The following is a 23,096-nucleotide window of genomic DNA, read 5'->3' on the forward strand; positions in this document are numbered from 1 at the left end:
AGATCCGATTCAAGCACGAAAGCCGACAGAAAGCCATGAAGATAATCAACCCCCGCAGTCAGATGCCTACCCAGGCCCGTCCTCTCATGGGGCCTGAGACCGTCATTCAGGGAGACCGGTTCAGAATCGCTTTCCTTACTGATTCCATGGTCAGACTGGAGTGGTCAGATTGCGGCGTTTTTGAGGATCACTGCACTCAGATGGCCCTTGACCGGGCCTTTGAAGACCCAGCAGCCCTCCACCTGGACAAACGGTGTGAGGGGGATCGGCTGGTAGTCGAGACACCATACATAATCCTGGCCTACGACGGAGGGCCCTTCAGCCGTGAGGGATTGCAAATCAAAGTCAAGGGAATGGACGGCTACTGCAGTACCTGGCACTATGGGGACGACCAACATGCCAATCTGGGCGGGACAGCCCGGACCCTGGATGGGGCGGACGGCTCCACCAAGCTGGATATCGGCGTCAACTCAACGGACGGATGGGCCCTCATCGATGACTCGTCCTCCAACTTGATTATGGCCCCGGACGACCCTGATCTTCCCGAAACGCTCAAGGGGGCTGATCGGGTGCTCATCCTGCCTCGAAAGCACCAAGAAAGCGATCTTTACTTTTTCGGTTATGGTCACCGCTATCGCGAGGCTGTTCGTGACTTCTACCGCTTGACCGGCCCCACGCCGCTGCTGCCCCGTTTTGCTTTCGGCAACTGGTGGAGCCGCTACCATCGGTATACAGCAGACGAGTACCTGGCCTTGATGGACAGATTCGAACAGGAGGGTCTGCCCTTCACCACCGCCGTCGTCGATATGGATTGGCACCTGACCCGGGTGGATTCCAAATATGGCACGGGCTGGACCGGATACACATGGAACAGGGACCTCTTCCCGGACCCGGCCGCCTTCTTGGAGGGGCTGCACAGCAGGGGGATGAAGGTCACCCTCAACGTCCATCCCCGAGACGGAATCCGTCCCTTCGAAGAGCCCTATCGCCAGGTATGCGCTGACATGGACAGGGATCCGACCGGGAATAAAGCCGTGGAATTCGACTTGACCGACCCCAAGTTCGTCGAGGCCTATTTCCATATGCATCATGACTTGGAGGAGCAGGGGGTGGACTTCTGGTGGATCGATTGGCAACAGGGAAGCGTCTCCAAACTAGCCGGCCTTGATCCTCTCTGGCTACTGAACTTCCTCCACTATGCCGACAGCGGGCGGTCGGGGCGCTGGCCTATGACTTTCTCCCGTTATGCCGGTCCGGGTTCCCACCGCTACCCTATAGGGTTCTCGGGGGATACGGTGGTGAGCTGGGACTCTCTGCGTTTCCAACCCTATTTCACGGCTACAGCCTCCAATATCGGCTATGGGTGGTGGTCGCATGACATCGGCGGCCACATGCTCGGTTACCGGGATGAGGAACTGGAGGCCCGTTGGTATCAGTTGGGCACGTTCAGCCCGATCAACCGTCTGCACTCCTCGTCCTCGCTTTTCAACGGGAAGGAGCCCTGGAACTTCCACCAACCGGCAAGGGGAGTCATGGAGGATTTCCTTAGGCTGCGCCAGGCACTCCAGCCTTACCTATATACGATGAACTGGCGCAACGCCGCATTGGGCAAAGAACTGATAGAGCCCATGTATTGGGGGGATCCGGAGACTGCGGAGGCCTATCAGGTCCCGAACGAGTACCGCTTCGGGACCAGCCTGATTGTGGCGCCGGTCACCGACCCCATGGACCGTGACCTGATGAGGGCTCCTGCCGAGGTCTGGCTCCCGGAAGGCCAGTGGTTCGACTTCTTCACAGGTCGTCTTTATTTGGTGAATGGAGCCGATGGTGTACGCTTCAGGGCTTGGCGTCCCCTGGAATCCATGCCCGTCTTCGCTCCGGCAGGGGCCCTTGTTCCCCTCCTGGCGGACAATCGGTCCAATCGGACGCAGAACCCCGATTCCTTGCGGCTATTGGTCTTTCCTGGCGCTGATGGATCATTCACCATGCGTGAGGATGACGGACATTACCTTCAGGGAGGGGATTTGAGCGCCATGAAAACCGCCGATACCACAATCAGTCTGGATTGGGACAAGCCCTGCCTGCGCATTTGTGCCGTACGTGGCGAATCCGGCCTGGTGCCCGCCAGCAGGCGATGGCAGGTGGTCCTCCGCGGCGTGCTGCCGGCACGTGTCCAGGTGGACGGGGTCGACTGTCGTGCCGACTACGATCCGGATACCTTGAGTTTGGTTGTTACCCTGCCCGAGCGTCCCGTTGGGCAGGATCAGGTTCTGACCTTTCCTGAAGGTTTGGATCTGGCGGATAACCCTGTCCGAAAGGACGTTTTCGACATCTGTCAGTCTGCCCAAATCGCAAACTCCCTGAAAGACAGGGTTTATGACCTTGTCTGTTCAAGCGGGGTAGGGGCCCTGAGATCCTTGGAAACCTTGGAGTATACCAGGTCGAACGGAGACAGACAGGTCCTGTCGGGTGAATTCCTGTCGGCTCTTCAAGAGGTACTTCTGAGGGCTGTCTGCTGAGATTCCGGTTGCCCTTCATGCAGTACCTGACTAGCCGAGCGGATGCGCGGTATCCGTCGCGGAATGTCCTCAAGACGGGACCCCCACATCGAAGGAGCCTCATGGACAAGGCAATCATCACCATTGTGATCAGGGACAGGGTGGGCATCATCGCCGCTGTCTCCACATTATCTATTAGGCCACAAAGTGAACGTGTTGAAAGTGAATGTGTTGGATGTAGCTCAAACCATTATCGATGGTTTCTTCAGCATGATGTAGATCGTGGGCTGCTCGGATTTCGACATCCCTTCGACGACTTGTTGGACGGGTTGGAGACCTTGGGTGAGGTCATAGGGGGGTGAATTCGGCGTTCTGATGGACTGTGGTCCGGTCATCTGGATGATTAGGAAATCCTGCGCAGACTTCGTCAATTAGGACGGGCACATCCCGGCGCCCATCCACAGTTTCAAGAACTGAGCGCGCTCGCATGGTTCAGCGGCCGCCTTGGAATCCCAGTTGCCGCCAGGCCTCGTAGATGGCGATGGAGGCGCAGTTGGTCAGGTTCAGGCTGCGCAGGCTGGGCCGCATGGGCAGCCTGACCTGTTCGGCTACGTGAGGGCCAGCCATGATGTCCATGGGGTCGGGGATGTCGCCGGGCTCGGGTCCGAACAGGAGGATGTCGTCGGGCCGGTAGCTGATCTCGGTGTAGAGCTTGTCGGCGTGGGCGGTGAAGGCGATGATCCGGCTGTGGGGCATGGAGCGGACCAGGTCGTCGAAGTCCGGGTGGAGGACCACGTGGGCCATGTCATGGTAGTCCAGGCCGGCCCGGCGCAACTTGGTGTCTTTGAGGTTGAAGCCCAGGGGTTCTATCAGGTGCAGGATGGTGCCGGTCACGGCGCACAGGCGGATGGCGGAGCCGGTGTTGCCGGGGATCCGCGGCGAGTAGTAGCACAGGTGGGGGGTGGAGGTCTTCACCCGGCTGGCCTGATCGGCTTTCATCATGGCGTCCACTACGGAGATGGGGTTGCCGTGGGCGTCGGTGACCAGCTCATCCGGACCATAATTCGATTTGCGGTATCCGTACTCGTACATGCTGTCGACGGCCTTCGACGGGTCGTCGGACCGCTCCTGCTCCTGCCTGTTCATGAGGCCAACCTACCGTCGCCAAACGACAGGTAAGGCAGCGCCGGTCGGCACCGTCGGGCAGAATACGGCGGTTGAATGAGGCGGAACCGGATGGCGAAGGGCGGTGTGACCATGGAGGGTGCGGATACGGTCTTGGCGGAGATTGAGCCAATCCGCTTGCGGCTGTTCGATTGGTGGAGCCGGTACGCCCGCGATCTGCCTTGGCGCTTTGGGCGAACTACGCCCTGGGGGGTACTGGTCTCCGAGGTCATGAGCCAGCAGACCCAGATGAGCCGGGTGGTGCCCTACTGGACGGCCTGGATGAAGGTATGGCCGGATGCGGCATCCCTGGCTGTCGCTCCCAAGGCCGAGGTCATTACGGCCTGGGGCCGACTGGGCTACCCGCGCCGAGCCCTGCGCCTGCAGGAATGCGCACAGCAGGTGGCCGGCCAGTATGCAGACCGGCTGCCCCGGGATTACGACCAGCTGGTGGCCCTGCCCGGCATCGGCGACTATACGGCCAGCGCTGTCATGAGCTTTGCCTACGGCGAGAGGATCGCCGTCATCGACACCAATATCCGCAGGGTGCTCTCCAGGGTCTTTCTGGGGCGTGAATCCACTGGAGGCGCTGCCAGCCGAGAGGAACGCCAGCTGGCCGGGCAGGTCCTGCCCGAGGATGAAGGGCCGGAGAGTGTTAGCGCCGATGCCGGAGGGCCGGAGGATGTCGGTGCCGAGGACAGCGGTGCCCAGAAAGATAGTGACCGTCTGGGACTGGCTGATCCGAAGGTCAGGTCGGCTGCCTGGCGTGAGCCGCCATCGGCCCGATGGAACCAGGCTGTCATGGAGCTGGGCGCCACAGTCTGCATCGCTCGCAAGCCGGCCTGCGACATCTGCCCTCTGGCCGGTTACTGCCGCTTTCTCAAGGCTGGACTACCTGGTTTGGGCGCAGGCAGGACAAGGCCCCGTCAGCGCTTCGCCGGTACCGACCGGCAGGTCCGCGGTGCCATCCTCCAGGCACTGCGGCAGGCTTCCGGCGCACCCGTCTCCAGACAGGATCTGAAACAGCTGTGCGACGACGAAATCCGACTTGATCGGTGCATCGCATCCCTGGACGAGGACGGCCTTCTTGAGATTGGCCAGGACGGCCGCCTAAGCTTGCCGCAGTGAAGGCCGTCCTAACGATTAGACTGGAGAAGTATGGCCAAGCGACGCATGAGCGAAAAGAAACGGCGGATGTACCGTCGCCGGAGGATTGCGGCCGCCCTGCTGGCGATGCTCTTCCTGCTGGTCTGTGCTGGCCTGGTCTGGGGCGTGGGGGCAGGAATCAGAGCCATGCGCGGAGGCGATGGGGGCCAGGGTGCCTCGACCAGCGCCCAGCAGTCCGCAAAGACCAAATCCAAAGACAAGGACAAACAGGGCAAAGATCAGAAGAAGGATGCTGGCAAGAAGCATTCCTCAGGAGCTCCTGACTGCAACAAGGGGGATCTGGCGCTGGAGCTGGCTGCGCCCGATCCCAGCACTGAAGTCGGCGGTTCCATCGACTTCACGGCGACCATTCGTCACAAGGGGACAGGCTCATGCTTGGTTGACGGCTCCGACGGCGGCCGTGTGCTGGTCATCACCAGCGGTCAGGATACCGTTTGGCGCTCCGATGCCTGCCCGGTGGGGGCTCGTACCCTGCTTATGGCCACTGGCGACAAGGATGTGCAAACCATCACCTGGCATGCCGACAGGAGCCAGGAGAGCTGCCAGCCCGACGAGAAGCTGCCCCTGGTCGACGCCGGTTCCTACAAGGCCAAGTTGGTGCTCAAGGCCGATTCCAACGTGGTCTCCCAGCCGGTGCCGGTCATGGTCCAATAGCAGCTTTTTCAAGACGACACGCCGATTGCGTCCATGGTTCTTGTCTGCTATAGTCTTGTCTTTGCATGAGGTATGTCATATAGCGGGCATGCATCATCGAGGAGGTGCCCGCGAATAGGCATATGGCGGCCATTCGGCATCTCCCTGGGGTAACAGGAATGATCGAGTACGGCGAGCGATAAGGAACGTCCATTTTGGCTGCCAATAAAGCTGTAAGTAGTACCACCGCCACGCAGGCACGCGCTGACGAACATGACATCAAACTGCACAAGGCCACCGATCGTGTCAATTTCGGATCCATCCGCGAACCCATCGAGGTACCTTACCTCCTGGGCGTGCAGACCGATAGCTTCGACTGGCTGGTCGGCAACGACCGCTGGAAGAAGCGGGTCGAAGAGGATCGGGTCAACGGGACACATACCGTGGCTCCCGTCTCCGGCCTGGATGAGGTCTTCCAGGAGATCTCTCCCATCGAGAACTTCGCACAGACCATGAGTCTGACCTTCTCGGATCCCTACTTCGAGGAGCCTCGGCACACGGTCCAGGAGTGCAAGGAGAAGGACTACACCTACTCCGCCCCCCTGTATGTGAACGCCGAATTCGAGAACGGGGACACCGGCGAGATCAAGTCGCAGACCGTCTTCATGGGCGACTTCCCGCTGCAGACCCCCCACGGCACCTTCATCATCGGAGGTTCGGAGCGTGTCATCGTCTCCCAGCTGGTGCGCTCTCCCGGCGTCTACTTCGATCGCACCCAGGACCGCAACTCCGACAAGGAGGTCTTCGGGGCCAAGATCATCCCCAGCCGTGGCGCCTGGCTGGAGTTCGAAATCGACAAGCGCGATGTGCTGGGCGTGCGCGTGGACCGCAAGCGCAAGCAGTCCGCCATCGTCTTCCTCATGGCCATCGGCATGACCAAGCCGCAGATTCGCAAGGCCTTCAAGGGCTACCCGCTGGTGCTGGACGCCTTGGAGAAGGAGACCATCGAGACCCAGGACGAGGCCCTGACCGACCTGTACAGGAAGATCCGGCCTGCGGACACCGCCTCGCCCGAGGCAGGCCGCAACCTGCTGGATTCCTTCTACTTCAACACCAAGCGCTATGACCTGGCCCGGGTCGGCCGCTACAAGATCAACCGCAAGCTGGGTCTCGAGGCCGACTTCAACGACCGCAGCCTGCATCCCGAGGACATCATCGCCACTCTGAAGTACCTGGTCACCCTGCATGCAGGCGGGCAGACCTTCCCCGGCCGCCGCGACGGCAAGGACATCGAGCTGCGGGTGGACGTGGACGACATCGACCACTTCGGCAACCGCCGCATCCGCCAGGTGGGCGAGCTGATCCAGAACCAGCTGCGCACCGGCCTGAGCCGTATGGAGCGCGTGGTCCGCGAGAGGATGACAACCCAGGATGCCGAGGCCATCACCCCGCAGTCCCTGATCAACATCCGTCCGGTCAACGCCACCATCAAGGAGTTCTTCGGAACCTCCCAGCTGAGCCAGTTCATGGATCAGAACAACCCGCTTGCCGGCGTGACCAACAAGCGTCGTCTCTCGGCCCTGGGTCCCGGCGGTCTGTCCCGCGACCGCGCCTCCATGGAGGTGCGCGATGTGCACCCCTCCCACTACGGACGCATGTGCCCCATCGAGTCCCCTGAAGGCCCCAACATCGGCCTGATCGGCTCCCTGGCAACCTTCGCCCGGGTCAACCCCTTCGGTTTCATCGAGACACCCTACCGCAAGGTCATTGATGGCCAGGTGACCGACGACGTGGTCTACATGACCGCTGACCAGGAGTCCGAGCACACCATCGCCCAGGCCAACCAGGAGATCGACGAGACCGGACACTTCGTCGAGGACGAGGCCCTGGTGCGTGACGCTGAGGCCGAGGCCAAGGATGTGCCCGTCTCCCAGGTGGATCTGATGGATGTCTCCCCCCGGCAGATGGTTTCGGTGGGCGCTTCACTGATTCCGTTCCTGGAGCATGACGAAGGCCACCGAGCGCTGATGGGCACCAACATGCAGCGTCAGGCCGTCCCCCTGGTCAAGTCCGAGCGTCCCCTGGTGGGCACCGGCTCCGAGTGGCGTTCCGCCATCGACTCAGGCGATGTCATCCTGGCCGAGAAGCCGGGCGTGGTCACCTACGTATCCGCCGACATCATCCGCGTCATGAATGACGACGGCACCCAGTCCTCCTACAAGCTGGCCAAGTTCCAGCGGTCCAACCAGACCACCTGCTACAACCAGGTCCCCCTGATCAAGGACGGGGAGCGGGTCGAGGCCGGCACGGTCCTGGCTGACGGCCCCGCCACCGAGAAGGGCGAGATGGCCCTGGGCAAGAACGTCCTGGTGGCCTTCATGCCTTGGAACGGCTACAACTACGAGGACGCCGTCATCATCTCCCAGCGGCTGGTACAGGACGACACCCTGAGCTCCATCCACATCGAGGAGTACGAGACCGACGCCCGCGAGACCAAGCTGGGCGCCGAGGAGATCACCCGTGACCTGCCCAACGTGGGCGAGGATGCGGTGGCCAACCTGGACGAGCGCGGCATCATCCGCATCGGTGCCGAGGTCGAGGCCGGGGACATCCTGGTCGGCAAGGTCACCCCCAAGGGCGAGACCGAGCTGACCCCCGAGGAACGGCTCCTGCGGGCCATCTTCGGTGAGAAGAGCCGCGAGGTGCGCGACACCAGCCTGCGGGTGCCCCACGGCGAGACCGGCACTGTTATCGAGGTCAAGGAGGTCACCCGCGAGGATGCCGAGGAGGACGGCGACGAGCTGCCCAACGGCGTCAACCGGATGATCCGGGTCTACATCGCCCAGCACCGCAAGATCACCCAGGGCGACAAGCTCTCCGGCCGTCACGGCAACAAGGGCGTCATCTCGAGGATCCTGCCCGAGGAGGATATGCCCTTCATGGCCGATGGCACCCCCATCGACATCATGCTCAACCCGCTGGGCGTGCCCTCCCGTATGAACCTGGGCCAGGTCCTGGAGCTCCACCTGGGATGGATCGCCCACTCCGGCTGGGACATCAGCCTGGATCCCGACCTGGAGGCGGAGTGGAAGAAGCACATCCCGGCAGGTGCCGAGAAGGCCGAACCCGGCACTGCTGTGGCCACCCCGGTCTTCGACGGCGTGCGTGAGGATGCCCTGAACGGTCTGCTCAAGACCACCCTGCCCAATCGTGACGGCGAGCGCCTGGTGGGCGACGACGGCAAGGCCGTGCTCTACGACGGCCGCACCGGCGAGCCCTTCACCAAGCCCATCTCCGTGGGCTACATGTACATGCTCAAGCTCCACCACCTGGTGGATGACAAGATCCACGCCCGGTCCACCGGCCCCTACTCGATGATCACCCAGCAGCCCCTGGGCGGCAAGGCCCAGTTCGGCGGCCAGCGCTTCGGCGAGATGGAGGTCTGGGCCCTGGAGGCCTACGGCGCCGCCTACACCCTGCACGAGATGATGACCACCAAGTCCGACGACGTGGATGGTCGCGTCCGGGCCTACGGAGCCATTGTGCGCGGGGAGAACCTGCCGGCGGCCGGTATCCCCGAATCCTTCAAGGTGCTGCTCAAGGAGATGCAGTCGCTCTCCTTGAACGTGGAGGTGCTCAACGCGGAAGGCAACGTGATCGAGATGAAGGACGAGGACGACGACCCCAGCGCCGCCTCCGACGACCTGGGCTTCAACATCGGCGCCCGTCCGGACGCCGCCGCCAAGGCCGACCAGTCCGCTCCCGAACCGGAGTACCGCTGAACCACCAATCACAGGGATGCCCGCCTGAAGGGCATCCCGCCAAGAGGCAAACTTCAGAGCAGTTACAAGATCAAAGACAGGACACAGAGTGCTGGACGTCAATGCATTTGACAAACTGAGAATCGGACTGGCCACGGCCGACGACATCCGCGGCTGGAGCTATGGCGAGGTCAAGAAGCCAGAAACGATCAATTACCGTACCTTGAAGCCCGAGAAGGACGGCCTGTTCGGCGAGCAGATCTTTGGACCCACCCGCGACTGGGAGTGCGCCTGCGGCAAGTACAAGCGCGTGCGCTTCAAGGGGATCGTCTGCGAGCGCTGCGGCGTGGAGGTCACCCGTTCCCGCGTCCGCCGCGAGCGTATGGGCCATATCGAGCTGGCCGCCCCCGTCACCCACATCTGGTTCTTCAAGGGCGTGCCCTCCCGGCTGGGATACCTGCTGGACATCGCGCCCAAGGACCTGGAGAAGGTCATCTACTTCGCGGCCTACATGGTCACCAAGGTGGATGAGGAGCAGCGTCACAAGGACCTGCCCGACCTGCAGGACGAGTTCGACAATGAAATCTCCCAGCTGGAGAAGAAGCGCGACCTTGAGATCGACAAGCGCGCCAAGAAGCTGGAGGAGGACCTGGCTGAGCTGGAGAAGACCGACGAGGTCAAAAGTTCAATGAAGGCCCGTCTGCGCAACGGAGCCGAGCGGGACATGACCGCCATCCGCAAGCGCTATGACGACCAGATTCAGCGGATCACCGCCGTCTTCGACCGCTTCAAGACCCTGAAGCCCGGCGATATGGAGGGCGACGTTGATCTGTGGCGGGAGATGCAGGACCGCTACGGTGACTACTTCGAGGGCTGCATGGGCGCCGAGGCCATCAAGAAGCGTCTGCAGGACTTCGATCTGGAGGGTGCCGCCAAGGAGCTCCGTCACGAGATCGACACTGGCTCCGGCCAGCGCAAGGCCCGTGCCCTCAAGCGGCTCAAGGTGGTCTCCGCCTTCCTGAACACCGGCAACAAGCCCGAGGCCATGGTTTTGGATGTCGTCCCGGTCATCCCGCCCGACCTGCGCCCCATGGTGCAGCTGGACGGCGGCCGCTTCGCCACCTCCGACCTGAACGACCTCTACCGGCGCGTCATCAACCGCAACAACAGGCTCAAGCGCCTGATCGAGCTGGGCGCCCCCGAGATCATGCTCAACAATGAGAAGCGCATGCTCCAGGAGGCAGTGGACTCCCTCTTCGACAACGGCCGCCGTGGCCGTCCCGTCACCGGAGCCTCCAACCGCCCCCTGAAGTCCCTAGCAGACATGCTCAAGGGCAAGCAGGGCCGCTTCCGCCAGAACCTGCTGGGCAAGCGTGTGGACTACTCCGGCCGTTCCGTGATTGTGGTCGGGCCCTCCCTGCGCATGCACCAGTGCGGCCTGCCCAAGCCCATGGCCCTGGAGCTCTTCAAGCCCTTCGTCATCAAGCGGCTGGTGGACCTCAACTACGCGCAGAACATGAAGAGCGCCAAGCGTCTGGTGGACCGCGGCGACCCCGAGGTCTGGGGCGTGCTGGAGGAGGTCATCTCCGAGCACCCCGTCCTGCTCAACCGTGCACCTACGCTGCACCGTCTGGGCATCCAGGCCTTCGAGCCCATCCTGGTCGAAGGCAAGGCCATCCACCTGCCCCCGCTGGCCTGCGCGGCCTTCAACGCCGACTTCGACGGCGACCAGATGGCAGTCCACCTGCCCCTGTCGGCGGAGGCCCAGGCTGAGGCCCGTTCGCTCATGCTGGCCTCCGACAACATCCTCAAGCCCGCTGACGGCCATACGGTCACCATGCCCTCCCAGGATATGATTCTGGGTCTGTATTACCTGACCACCGTGGTTGACGGCGCCAAGGGCCAGGGCCGGATCTTCTCCAGCCTGGCCGAGGCCCGGATGGCCCTGGACCTGGGCGAGATCGACATGCAGGCCAAGATCCTGCTGCGGGTGCCCGCCGACTTCGTCATGCCCAAGGACTGGAAGCCCGGCGACCTCAAGGTCATCGACCCCGAGCCCGGCAGCCCTGACGTGGTCAAGGAGGAGGTCTTCAAGGACGGCTCCAGGCTCTTCGCCACCAACTACGGGCGGGTCCTGTTCAACCGGACGTTGCCTGTGGACTACCCCTTCATCAACGAGCAGGTGCCCAAGGGCAAGCTGTCCGGCATCGTGGACGACATCGCCACTCGGTACTCGACCGCACAGGTTGCGGCGACCCTTGATGCCCTGAAGGATCTGGGCTTCACCCGGGCCCAGTGGTCCGGCGTGACCATGGCCTTCTCTGACATCGTGGTGCCGCCCGAGCGCGGCGAGATCGTCAACGAGTACCAGGGGCAGGCCGCCAAGGTCAACTCCCAGTACGACATGGGTCTGCTGACTGACGAGGAGCGCCGTCAGGAGCTGATCAACCTGTGGACCGAGTGCACCGACAAGGTGGCTGATGCCATGCAGGAGCACTTCACTCCGGACAACAACGTGAACATCATGGTCCAGTCCGGGGCGCGAGGCAACTGGATGCAGATCCGCCAGATCGCCGGTATGCGAGGCCTGGTGGCCAACCCCAAGGGCGAGATCATTCCTCGACCGGTCAAGTCCAACTACCACGACGGCTTGTCAGTGCTGGAGTACTTCATCTCCCAGCACGGCGCCCGCAAGGGTCTGGCCGACACCGCACTGCGTACCGCCGAGTCGGGCTACCTGACCCGTCGTCTGGTCGACGTCTCCCAGGACGTGATCGTGCGCGAGGAGGACTGCGGCACCATGCGCGGTCTGACCATGAAGGTGGCCGAGCGCGACGAGCAGGGCAAGCTGGTCCTGGTCAAGGCCGCCGACGGCGGACCCTACTCCAGGCTCCTGGCCGCTGACGTCATTGACCCCAAGGACGGCAAGACCGTGCTCTACAAGCGCGGCGACGCCCTGTCCATGGACGTCCTACGCGACATGGTCGCCCACGGTGTGGAGGAGGTCAAGGCCCGCTCGGTCCTGACCTGCGAGTCCACCCGCGGGGTGTGCGCCAAGTGCTACGGCTGGTCCCTGGCCACCAACAAGCTGGTGGATGTGGGCGAGGCCGTGGGTATTGTGGCTGCCCAGTCCATCGGCGAGCCCGGCACCCAGCTGACGCTGCGTTCCTTCCACTCCGGCGGTGTGGCTTCGGCCTCCGACATCACCCAGGGTCTTCCCCGTGTCACCGAGCTCTTCGAGGCCCGTACCCCCAAGGGCGAGGCTCCCATCGCGGAGTTCCCCGGAACCGTCAAGGTGGAGGACACCGACCGCGGCCGTCAGGTGACCCTGACCCCGGACGACACCTCTGTGGAGGCACTGACCTACCCGGTCACCCGCCGTGCGCCCATGATGGTCAAGGACGGACAGCATGTCGAGGCTGGCACCCAGCTGATCGAGGGCTCCGTGGATCCCAAGAAGATCCTGCGCATCCTCGGCCCGCGCGCCGCCCAGGTGAACATCGTCAACGAGGTGCACACGGTCTACCGCTCCCAGGGCGTGGACATCCACGACAAGCACATCGAGGTCATCGTCCACCAGATGCTCCGCCGCGTGACGGTCATCGATTCGGGGGACACCGACCTGCTGCCCGGCGAGCTGGTCGACCAGGCCAAGTTCAAGGCCGCCAACATGAAGGCCGTCAAGGCCGGAGGCAAGCCGGCCGCGGGACGCCCCGAACTCATGGGCATCACCAAGGCCTCCCTGGCCACTGACTCCTGGCTGTCGGCCGCCTCCTTCCAGGAGACGACCCGCGTGCTTACCGAGGCCGCCCTGAACCAGAAGGTCGACGACCTGAAGGGCCTCAAGGAGAACGTGATCATCGGCAAGCTGATCCCGGCCGGCACCGGCCTGGCCAGGTACCGCAACGCCACCGTGGAGCCCGACAAGGCCATCCGCGACACCATCTACCCCAACTTCGGCCTGGGTGGCGGCGACGTGGACCTGAGCGACGCCGACCTGAACGATGTGGACTTCTCCAACATCGACTTCGGGGACCTGAAGCTGGGCGACGACTTCAACCCTGACGACTTCCTCAACGACCAGGGCGGCCAGAGCCATCTGGACACCCCCAACGTGCAGGATCCGTCAGCTGAGTCCGGCGATCAGACGGCTGCCACAGGCACGGGATCCTCGGACGCCGCCGATGGCAGTGACTCGGATCAGAAGCCATCCCAGCAGCCTGGTTCGGCCACCTTCTCCTCTTCGGAGGATCAGCACTCCAACCAGTGAGTGCCTGCACGGCCAGTAGCCGCAGATCCGCTTGGGCCGGATGATCCGGCCTCGCGGATTCGGCTGCAGGATATGCGATAAAGGATGAGGGCCCGCGCGATCATAGCGATCGCACGGGCCCTTATTTTGCTTTTCTTGCGGTCAAGATTGCAGGCAGACAGTGACGACGATGGCTGTAGATGACGGCTATTTGGCGACTAAATCTCAGCAGGAAGGAAATGTCATGGTGGGTCCCAGTCATGTAGGCAGGTCGGCGTAGCCGGGTTTTGATGCCTAGTAGGAGCAGGATCGGGAGGGCGGGTAGCCAGACCGGTATGGTCCAGAGTGTCGTTTTGGTTATCAGGGGTCCGTGCTGCTTCCAGAAGGAGGGTGGAGACTGCGGGGTTGCTTCCTGCCCGCCGACGCTGGTTCTGCCTTGGGTGGTGTGGTCGTCGTGGGGAGGGTCGGCCAGCGGGGGTGGTGGCTGGCGGACCAGGGTGCGTGGGTCGGGTGGTGTGGGGTCCAGGGATTTGTCCGGGGTCTTGGTCTCTGGTGGTGTGGGGTAGAAGGGGATCCATCCGAGTCCTTTCAGATTGACCTCCACCCAGGCCTGTGCATCACGTCCCGTCAAGTCGATTCGAGTGCTCCCGTCCGCTGACGCCGGACGGCAGGCTGGACCCGTCCGCCTCCTCTGTGGTCACAGAGGAGGTCGAGGCCTTGAAGCGTCAGGTCTATAATCAAGATAAAGGCGGTATCGGGTGGAAGACGTCGGTGTCTGAGAGCCTTGGTTATTTGAAGCCTTTCTCGCCGTTAGCCGGTTCTTTGGGTTCCGTGCTTGCGCAGGTGTAGGGCGAAGGGTGAGTGGTGGTGATGTCTGTGTCGACCGGTGGGCGCGTTGGTGCCGGCGGGGTGTCGGATGGCGTTGATGATCGGGTTGATGCGTTTGTCCTGTCGTCGATCATGTCGCGTGTGGTGGGGAGCATCCCGCATGCGCGGCCTGGTGCCCGTGAGTTCTCTCTGGGCGGGGTCCTGTGGAAGACGGTGCTGTACGGAATGACCTATTTAGCCGGGTTCGCCTGCGGCTGGTTCCTCCTGTTTGACCAGGACCAGGATTGGATCCGCATGCGGATAGGTCAAGCTGTTTTGCTTGCTGTGCTTTCTGGATTTGCTGTTCTGATCCTGTTGGGGCGGTATGAGGATGGGAAGGGGCGCCCGGGGCCCTGGTTTGTGATGTTGTCGCTTCCGTGCGCTCCAGGGTTCGGCATCATATTGGGTTCTGGCGCCCGCTATTCCGGTGGCGTGATCCGGTGGATTCTGGTGTCGGTGGCTGTGTTGGTGGCTGTTGGGGTGTTGGTATTTCCGGTGGTGATGCGGCTGGTGCGCAACGGGTTCGTGTGGTGGGCGGCGATGGTGGTGTTGTGTGTGGTGCCGTCCTGGATGCTGGGCAAGGTGACGGGGTCGGCTGGCGCGTCCTTGTTCTGGTGCTGCGTGGTGGGCATCGTCGGCGCCTTGTGGTTCGTGCTGGACATGTGGGCGATCGAGAAATGCGCGAGCACGCATCGTGATGCGGCTTTCGAGTGGTTGGCGGCCTGGGCACTGGTGTTCGATCTGATCCTGCTGATCGCTTCCCTCCTGGGAACCTCCAATGATGACGACGATGCCGGCCGGTGACGCCGGACGGTGGGTTGCGCCATGGGTGTGCTTGCGTTGATGTCGATATTGGATGTTCCGTCCCGACAATCCGTCGGGATGGGTTTATGAAGAAAGTGAAGGTGAGGATTATGGCCAGTGCCTTGTTATCGAAGAGGCCGCCTCGTGTGGATGTGATGAAGGGGTACGAGCCCATGTACGATGCGACCATGCAGGAGTGCATGCAACGGCCCTTTTACCTGTATGCGAGAGGGAAGGGACGTTCCTGCCGCAAGGAGATATGGGTTTTTGCCGCGTTCGTCTGGGTCTTGGACACCTTCCTGACCCGCTTGTTCTCTTCGGGTCTCTTGGCCGTCATACCGGGGCTGTTCTCCCTGGCGGTGCTGGTGCCTATGTATGCCCTGACGGTGCGGCGTCTGCATGATCTGGCCCTGTCGGGGTGGTTGGCGCTCGTCCCTTATGTGCTGGAGGTGGTGGGCGTGGGTCTGATTGTCGGTCCGATGGTGTCGGATACCTTGGAAGGACTGGATCCGTCCGCCCCTTCGCCCCTGGGGGTCATCATCCTCCTTCTGGCTGTAGTAGTCCGGCTGGCCATCATGTGCGTTCCCTCGCGTCATCGTCATCCAGTTGTCGATAACGGAAGCCTCAGTGTGAGTCGGACTGGTACGGCACAGTATCCAGGGAACCCGAACGGACAGTGACCCCTCTGCTGTAACAGGAAAGGGTGAACCTCGACGATGCGGGATGGAAAGAGACCTGCATGAACGGCACTGATACAAGACCGGAATCGACGTTCTGGTGGGCCAAGTGGCGGATTCGAGGCTTTGAGCAGGAGAGTGGTGTGTGATGGCTGATGGTGTTTCTGGTTCCTTGCGGCTTCCTGTCGGGAGGTCCTGGCTGCAGAGTGCGTCTTCGGTCATGTCGCGGGTGGCGGGATGCGCGCGTCATGCGGCTGTGGGGGAGCGTGCCTTTTCTCGTGCCGGCGTGGTGCGCAAGCTGGCGGTGTACGGGGCGGCTTTCCTGGCGGGGTTTGTACCGGGCTGGGCCTTCCTGTATGGGGATGAGCAGTGGATGCGCGACCGTTTTATACAGTTCTGCTTGGCGGGTCTGTTCTCGGTTTTTGCGATGTGGTGGTTTTTAAGCCGGTTCGAGAGCCGTGGGGGGCGTCCGGGGTTCTGGTGCCTGGCTTTGACGATGCCGACGATGCCCTGCTGGGGGGTGATGTTCGGCGCGATGACCGGCGAGCGTCCGGGGGTGATGCGCTGGGTGTTCGTGTCGGTGGCTGTGCTGGTGGTGGCCGGGGTGACCTGGCTGCGGTTCGTGTCGGATCGGGTGCGTGGCCGTGTGGCGGCCTGGGCTGCTTCGGCTGCGTCGTGCGTGCTGCCGTCGTGGATGCTGTGCCTGCTGTCCGGGGGTTCCCCCCTGTCGTGCCTGCCCTGGTGCGTGGCCGTGGGCGCAACCGGAGCCTTGTGGTTTCTGCAGGACCTGTGGGCAATCGACTATTGCGCGGGCGACGACCGTGACGCCTCCTTCGAGTGGCTGGCGGCTTGGGCGCTGATCTTCGACCTGATGACCCTGGTGGCCGCCCTGGCACGCGGCAGCACCGCCGTGCAGGATCAATGAGGGCGTTACTGGTAAGACGTACCTGTCGCGCATCTGGTCTGCTTGGCCGCAGTCGGGTTGGATGTCGGCTGTTTCGTTTGCTACTGCATGGCGGCAAGTGGAGTCCTGTAGTATTAAAAATCGTCCAGGTCTTTACTGGGCTTCAGGCCTTACGTAAACGATATCTACAGCCGTAATGCAATCCACGCTGGTTGCCGACAATGAAGTTGGTTGCGGCGGAATCTGTTCTGGCTGGCCGCTCGAGTTGCATGGAAGGAAGGGGACCATGGCTGTTGCCTTGTTTGAAAATAGACCGCCTCGTGTGGCAGAGATGAAGGGTTTCGAACCCATGTATGACGCTACATTTCGAGAATGTCTGCAGCGGCCGTTCTACCTGTTTGCCCGGGGGCGGGGGAGATCGTGCCGCAAGGAGATATGGGTGTTCTTCATCGTTCTATCAATTGTAGAGCAGGGCCTGAGTAAGGTATGCGGCGGGGGAACCTGGGCTCTCATCCCCCTGGTCTTTGACCTGATCATGGTGGTGCCAGAGTATGCTCTGGAGGTGCGGCGTCTGCATGATTTATTGCTGCCGGGATGGCTGACTTTGATTCCGTACGGTCTTATGGCTATAGCCACGATTGGTCTGGTGAAATCTCGAATGTTGACCATAGGTGGCGGTCCTTTGCTCTTGGCTGTCATCCCGCTGCTCGTGGCGATAGTGATTCAGCTGGTCATCATGTGCACGCCTTCCCGTCATCGCCGTCTGTCCTTTGACAACGGGGCAATTGACAACGGAGTAATCGACAACGGAGTAATAGGGGCGGGAGTGAACCAGTCGGGTACGATCCGACCTTGACTGACTAGCCTGCACGGGTGGATTTATATAAGGAGACTGGGATGACTGATACTGCTGCGGATGTGGGAGGACAGGGAACCGCTGGGATGAGTGTGGATGAGCAATTATTGCAAGGCCTTCCAATTCCTATTACCCGCATAATACGACTGCTCGCTCAGCGGGGGATACCCTCGTACGTCAATGCCAGCGGCGGTCCTGTACTGGTGCCGCTGGTCGATTGCGGCATTACCTTTGTAATGAGCAAAAGTCTGGATTCCATTGGTTTCACAAGTCTGTGGAGCCGGGGATTCAGCTCCGCCAGGTATCGGGATGCGGTGAATGTCTGTACTGAATGGAACCGATCAGTTGGATATCTCAAGGCCTATGCCACCGAACCTTCCTTAGAGCAGAACCAGGCCGTCAGGATAGCGGGAGTCGGGCAGATTATGTGCGACGAGCGGGATGAGGTACTGGGACAACGTCTCGATGATTCCATCTATCTGATACAGAATCTTTATGCTTGGGTAAATGATCAGTGCCCGGATCCCATACGCATACCGAATGCGCCATACGGAAGAGGGGCATGAACAAATGGAACAGCCGATGAAATCCGTGGTTGACGGGAAGAGAATACAGCAGTGGCTGGATGCCCAAGGATACCGTGTCGAATATCATGAGCAGGCCTGGATCGGTTTATGGGGGAATATCGCGCTCGATTTTAGTGTCCGTGGCGAGCATGATAAGTATCTGGTGGTTCATGGGACTGAGCAGGGCAGTCATCCGAATGGCCAGCATGATTTGCTTGAGGATGTCTGCAATGCCTGGAACCGGTACTATGAGGGGCCGGGTGCCTATTTGCAGAGTTCCGAAAAAGGCCTGGTCTTCCACACCTTGTTCGTGGTGAATTGCCAGGGCGGGATGGATGATGACCAGTTCGATCGCCTGCTGAAGTATGCCATGGCGGGTTCGGACGGTTTCCTTCGCTTTGCCCAAGAGCAGCTGTCGAAGATAAGGATTGCCTAGGACGAAGTGCAGGGTCAGGCGTGACTGTGCTTCCGGAGCATGCACGCTGGTGGTAAACCCCAACTGGTGCGAAATGCCCGGCATGGCCGCTGACCGGTATGCCGGGGTCTTGCAGGCCATAGGGGATGCAGTGCTGGTGCGCGCAGAGGAGCGCGCGGTTCTACAGAGGTGCTCTGGCAACAGGATTATCTGTACTTTGCCGGTGATGACACGGTTCCACGAATGATACAGATCCCCGCTTTTCAGACTCAGCAAGGTCGATAAGGCGCTTTTGGACATCCGGAGTGGTCTCGGTCGGTTGAGGCGTTCGCGCAAACAAGCTACCATGCCATGCTGGTATCGATCCTCTCAGCGGGCAGGTCCCGGACCCTGCCGGGCTGATGGCGCCAGCGCTGCGTCTTCTGGTTCCGGAACCCGATGGCAACGACTCAGCCCAGCAGCCACCGCAGCAGTCCGGCGATGCCACCTCCTCCTCGAAGAATCAGCATTCCAATCAGTGAGCGTCTGAGCGTCTGAATAGCTGAGCAACTGGTAGTCGTGGATTCGGCTGCAGGATATGTGATAAAGGATGAGGGCCTTTACGATCCCGGCGACCGTAAAGGCCCTTGTTTTGTTTTCCTCTGCGGTCCAGGTTATCGGAGGACAGTGGCAAACAACGACTGTCCGGCGACCGTGTCTACACCTGTTGTCCATGGGCGCAGTTGGTTGGCCATAACTTTGCGTGTAAGCCCTGCATCAGTGGGTTGGTAGGGTCTTGATTCTTGAAGCTCGATCGTAGAACACGCTCTCTTCCATGCGATATCACTGTCTTGGCAGGAGGGAGATGTCATGGCGGGTCCAGTCATGTAGGGCGGGTCAGCGCATGTGTCTGGGGGAAAGCAGGGTGCGCCAGCGTCGGGTTCGTGGCAAGGACGCCAGGATGGCGGATTGAAGCTTGTCCACCAGCTGCCAGCAGTCTTCGGCTTCCTGTTCATCGGAGGGGTGCCGATCGAAAGAGGCCTGATCGGCCATGCTGCGCAGTCGATCCAGATCCCCGCGCAGTCCGGCCGACGAGGACCCTGGGGGGTCGGTCAGAAGGGTCTGGGCAATCAGAGCCGCTTGCTCGCTACGGGTGCCGTCCAGGGACAGGCCGGTCTGCCTGCCCAGGTTGCCGATCTGTCGCCAGCCGGCACGGATGCGTTTCTTCGGGTCGCCCGTCGACCGTGCCCGTCTGCGTAGCCGGGTTTTGATGCCTAGTAGGAGCAGGATCGGGAGGGCGGGTAGCCAGACCGGCATGGTCCAGAGCGTCGTTTTGGCTATCAGGGGTCCGTACTGCTTCCAGAAGGAGGGTGGAGACTGCGGGGATGCTTCCTGTCCGCCGACGGTGGTCCTGCCTTGGGTGGTGTGGTCGTCGTGGGGAGGGTCGGCCAGCGGGGGTGGTGGCTGGCGGACCAGGGTGCGTGGGTCGGGTGGTGTGGGGTCCAGGGATTTGTCCGGGGTCTTGGTCTCTGGTGGTGTGGGGTGGAAGGGGATCCATCCGAGTCCTTTCAGATTGACCTCCACCCAGGCCTGGGCATCACGTCCCGTCAAGTCAATTCGGGTGCTCCCGTCCGCCTGGGTCCTGGTCCGTGCTCGGCTGATGGAACCGTCATGGTTCTTGGGCAGAAATCCCAAGACCACCCGGGATGGCAGACCCATCTGCCTGGCCAGGAGTGCCATTGCTGAGGCATATTGCTCGCTGTCGCCCACCATGGCCTGGCCCTGCAGGAGCTGGTTGATTCGATAATCGCCATGGCCGGAGGGCGAGGGATAGTCGCCGGCCAGACCATGGGAGAACCATCCCTCCTTGTGCAGCCGTTCCTCGATGGCCAGTGCCCTGGCACCGCCGCGCACCTGCATGGAGGTCATGGAGGCAGCCGCTTTGGGCAGGCTTTCAGGGGCATCCGACAGGGGAGGCACCTGCGCATCTCCCGGATCGCTGTCGGCTATGCGACGGGTTGCGGGTCGGTTTTGGGCCACGCCGTGCACCGTATAGCTGGCTCCTGCCTGCAGGGTCTGATCGGTCAGCGCAGTGTCCGTAGCCTTGTTGAAGTAGAAGTCTTTCCGTTGCAGGTCCTGGTCCGGATCGATGCCGTCGACCTGTCCGGCAGAGGGTAGCCAGGCGTGGTCGAATCCTTCTCGAATTAGAAAGGTTGCGGTAAAGGGCTGTCCAGTTTGTTCGCCGTCCTTGGTCTTCTCCTGCTGCCTTTCTGTGCGGATCTGGGTGCCGATGCGCCGGTAGTCGGCGGCTCCTGCGCCTGAGGAGTCGGACAGATTCCAGACCTTGCCGTCATAGCGGTCCATGACTGCCATCCGGACCGGCGTGCCGGCGGGCAGGTTGCGTACCGTGACCAGGGTATCGTCGCGGTGTCGCTTGATATAGGCACGGTAGTCGCTCAAGGGGCTGGTGAACTGGTAGGGGTCCATGGGCGGCTGATAATGGTCGCGGGTGACCTGCCGGGTCGGAGCAGGCAAGATTCCAGCGGAGAAAATCATTCCGGCTGCTAGGGCCAGGGTCAGGAGAGTGGATGCGAGTCCTTGTAGACGCAGCAGACCCAGTCCACTTGCGCTCCAAATCAGCAGAAGCAACCAGAGGATGCCGCCCGTCAATGCCGGATAGAGGCCTCTGCTGGTGCCTAGGGCTGCTGACACAATCATGGTGGCCAGGATGGGCAGAGTGGCTGCCAGGACGGCCGCTGGGTGTGCCGGCCGTCCCAGATTGCGGCCCAGGCCATGGCGGGCCAGCAGCACCGCCAGATAGCAGGTCCAGAGCATCAGCGTCCACAGGGCCATCAATCCGCCGGCTTCCTGGCCAAGGGGCGGGTCGATGGCTGCCAGGGTCTTGAAAGCACCGAAGGTAGCGGACCACCCTTGTGTCAGGGTTGCCCAGGTGGGCAGGACGTGGGCCAGTGTTGTGCCGTTCAGAGCGAAGATGGGGCCCAGTAGGAACTGGCCCGCAATCAGCAGCAGAGGTTGGAGGAGGGCTGTGGCAATACTGCGGTGGGGGAGCATGGCGATCAGTAGTCCGGTCAGACAAGCTGCGGCTCCCACTGTCAGCCAGAAGGACAGGCTGCCGTAGACCGGCAACAGCTGCAGCCCGGCCAGCAGATCGAGCGGAGCCAGTGCGGCGACCAGAATGATAGGGGAGCGGCGCCAGGTGGGGTCGACTGTGGATCGCAGACCAGCACGATCGATCAGACGAATCGGCTCCCTCTGGGCTTGGTCCATCCATGATGCAGATGATGTGCTCATGGCTGGTTCTCCAAGAGGATGGGGAGGTCCCGAATACTACCCAAAACGGCGTTGACCAGGCCCGGTTGTGCCTGCAGGCTTGGTTGAGCATCCAGGTCAGCAGCCAGCAGCATGACCGGGGAGGCGCTCTGAGTTGATTCATCCATCAGCGCTGAGGGCTGGCGGTCGCCTAGCGAACCGGTTACCAGAATGGTCAGACTGATCTGTTTGGAAGCATCAGTCTGGTCAAGTAAGTCATAGCCGCCTTGGCGGGGGTGGATGGCACTGCAGGCGTCCAGAAAGCTACGGGGGTCCTCTGTGGGCAGGGTGGTTCCATGGGCATCGGAATCTTCAGGTTCCGGGGCCAGCGCTTGCAACCGACGGCCATCAAGCAGGCATTGGCAGCCCAAGGAGGCATAGATTTCAACTGCCAGCTCGAACTCATCCGCGTTCCGGTAGGAGGCAGCCTGGCCGTCCAGGATCAGTTCGGTCCTGGTACGCAGGGTGGGCTCATACTGGCGGACCATCAGGGTGCCGGCACGGGCAGTGGACAGCCAGTGGACCCGCTTCATGTCATCGCCCGGAGCATAGGGGCGCAGGGCATGGAATTCCAGGTCGTCGTCGACAATGCCGGGACCAGGATCGCCCTCCAGGTCGCGTTCCAGTCCGGCTTCAAGGGGTGGCAAGGCAACCGTGCGGGGATGGATATAGAGTTTTCGGGCGCCTGCCAGGATTCGACGACGGCGGATGAGTCCCAGCGGATCCCCGGCCTCCATGGTCACCGGGCCCAGGTCAATCACGCCACGGGACCTGGCTTCCAGCTTCAAGCGAATCTGGTGATTCTGGCCGGGAGCCAGGGCAGGCAAAGGCGCCATGACGGCTGCCTGGCCTAGAGTCAGACCGATTCGGCCGCGGCGGGTGGAGCGGTTGCCCGGGTTGGTCAGAACCAGGACCAGCTCGGCCTGGCCACCCACCTCCAGATGTCCTTGGTTCAGACTCGTTTCAGCGCTGCAGGACAGATTGCCCAGGCTCATCAGTAGCCCCAGCAGCAGCATGCCTACGCCCAGCAGAACACCCGCAAGCAGTTCACGCCAGCCAGTCGGGACGAAGGCCAGAGCACAAACGAGCGCGGCCAAGGCCATAGCCCAGCCCAGGGCAGTGACCGACTGCCAAAGGTCAGCGGTCTGGGCTCGTATGCCTTGTCTGGATTCGGCTGAGGATGCCGGTCTTGCATCCGGGGCAGGTCGTCGGGCGAAGGCGGTCAT

The 23,096-nt window shown here is 62.0% G+C and carries 15 protein-coding genes and 1 pseudogene; 12 read left to right on the forward strand and 4 right to left on the reverse strand.

Features of this window, described 5'->3' with window-relative positions:
• Positions 1 to 35 precede the first annotated feature (35 nt).
• Positions 36 to 2,519 (forward strand): glycoside hydrolase family 31 protein, encoded by a 2,484-nt coding sequence (locus ACVWNW_RS06790; protein WP_454481848.1) that lies wholly within the window; start codon positions 36 to 38, stop codon positions 2,517 to 2,519.
• A gap of 101 nt (positions 2,520 to 2,620) precedes the next feature.
• Positions 2,621 to 2,860 (forward strand): annotated as a pseudogene (locus tag ACVWNW_RS06795) (ACT domain-containing protein).
• A 130-nt stretch (positions 2,861 to 2,990) separates the two neighbouring features.
• Here the strand turns inward: ACVWNW_RS06795 and ACVWNW_RS06800 are convergent.
• Entirely contained in the window at positions 2,991 to 3,644 is a 654-nt protein-coding gene (locus ACVWNW_RS06800) for a tRNA (cytidine(34)-2'-O)-methyltransferase (RefSeq protein WP_454481850.1), read from the reverse strand.
• Positions 3,645 to 3,734: 90 nt separating this feature from the next.
• On the opposite strand from ACVWNW_RS06800, the gene ACVWNW_RS06805 reads away from it, so the two are divergent.
• From ACVWNW_RS06805 to ACVWNW_RS06820, 4 genes are all read left to right on the forward strand, one after another.
• Positions 3,735 to 4,790: an HhH-GPD family protein gene (locus ACVWNW_RS06805; protein ID WP_454481852.1), complete on the forward strand. Its 1,056-nt coding sequence runs from the start codon at positions 3,735 to 3,737 to the stop codon at positions 4,788 to 4,790.
• A gap of 30 nt (positions 4,791 to 4,820) precedes the next feature.
• Positions 4,821 to 5,483: a hypothetical protein gene (locus ACVWNW_RS06810; RefSeq protein WP_454481854.1), complete on the forward strand. Its 663-nt coding sequence runs from the start codon at positions 4,821 to 4,823 to the stop codon at positions 5,481 to 5,483.
• 194 nt (positions 5,484 to 5,677) lie between these two features.
• Complete coding sequence (gene rpoB, locus ACVWNW_RS06815) at positions 5,678 to 9,244, forward strand: DNA-directed RNA polymerase subunit beta (RefSeq protein WP_454481856.1); 3,567 nt, start codon at positions 5,678 to 5,680, stop codon at positions 9,242 to 9,244.
• A gap of 88 nt (positions 9,245 to 9,332) precedes the next feature.
• Positions 9,333 to 13,493, forward strand: a complete 4,161-nt coding sequence (locus ACVWNW_RS06820) for a DNA-directed RNA polymerase subunit beta' (protein WP_454481858.1) — start codon at positions 9,333 to 9,335, stop codon at positions 13,491 to 13,493.
• 121 nt (positions 13,494 to 13,614) lie between these two features.
• Here ACVWNW_RS06820 and ACVWNW_RS06825 read toward each other — a convergent pair whose 3' ends face one another.
• Positions 13,615 to 14,103, reverse strand: coding sequence for a hypothetical protein (locus ACVWNW_RS06825; protein WP_454481860.1), 489 nt, complete (start codon positions 14,101 to 14,103; stop codon positions 13,615 to 13,617).
• A gap of 239 nt (positions 14,104 to 14,342) precedes the next feature.
• Here ACVWNW_RS06825 and ACVWNW_RS06830 point away from each other — a divergent pair, with 239 nt between their 5' ends.
• From ACVWNW_RS06830 to ACVWNW_RS06855, 6 genes are all read left to right on the forward strand, one after another.
• Complete coding sequence (locus ACVWNW_RS06830; RefSeq protein ID WP_454481862.1) at positions 14,343 to 15,143, forward strand: hypothetical protein; 801 nt, start codon at positions 14,343 to 14,345, stop codon at positions 15,141 to 15,143.
• 86 nt (positions 15,144 to 15,229) lie between these two features.
• Positions 15,230 to 15,823, forward strand: a complete 594-nt coding sequence (locus tag ACVWNW_RS06835; protein ID WP_082097703.1) for a DUF805 domain-containing protein — start codon at positions 15,230 to 15,232, stop codon at positions 15,821 to 15,823.
• Positions 15,824 to 15,968: 145 nt separating this feature from the next.
• A complete protein-coding gene (locus ACVWNW_RS06840; protein WP_454481864.1) occupies positions 15,969 to 16,745 on the forward strand; it encodes a hypothetical protein in 777 nt (258 codons plus the stop codon).
• Between the two features lie 265 nt (positions 16,746 to 17,010).
• Positions 17,011 to 17,580, forward strand: a complete 570-nt coding sequence (locus ACVWNW_RS06845; RefSeq protein WP_454481866.1) for a DUF805 domain-containing protein — start codon at positions 17,011 to 17,013, stop codon at positions 17,578 to 17,580.
• A gap of 41 nt (positions 17,581 to 17,621) precedes the next feature.
• Positions 17,622 to 18,146: a hypothetical protein gene (locus tag ACVWNW_RS06850; protein ID WP_454481868.1), complete on the forward strand. Its 525-nt coding sequence runs from the start codon at positions 17,622 to 17,624 to the stop codon at positions 18,144 to 18,146.
• Complete coding sequence (locus ACVWNW_RS06855) at positions 18,121 to 18,582, forward strand: type III secretion system chaperone family protein (RefSeq protein WP_454481870.1); 462 nt, start codon at positions 18,121 to 18,123, stop codon at positions 18,580 to 18,582. Before ACVWNW_RS06850 ends, ACVWNW_RS06855 begins: the two co-directional genes overlap by 26 nt.
• An 855-nt stretch (positions 18,583 to 19,437) precedes the next feature.
• On the opposite strand, the gene ACVWNW_RS06860 is transcribed toward ACVWNW_RS06855, so the two are convergent.
• On the reverse strand, positions 19,438 to 21,852 hold the full coding sequence (locus tag ACVWNW_RS06860) for a transglutaminase-like domain-containing protein (protein ID WP_454481872.1): 2,415 nt from the start codon (positions 21,850 to 21,852) through the stop codon (positions 19,438 to 19,440).
• The gene (locus ACVWNW_RS06865) at positions 21,849 to 23,096 is read right to left on the reverse strand and encodes a DUF58 domain-containing protein (RefSeq protein ID WP_454481874.1); all 1,248 of its coding nucleotides are present in this window, start codon (positions 23,094 to 23,096) and stop codon (positions 21,849 to 21,851) included. The genes ACVWNW_RS06860 and ACVWNW_RS06865 overlap by 4 nt, the downstream gene beginning before the upstream one ends.

The sequence above is a fragment of the Bifidobacterium sp. JNUCC 75 genome, from assembly GCF_054819865.1.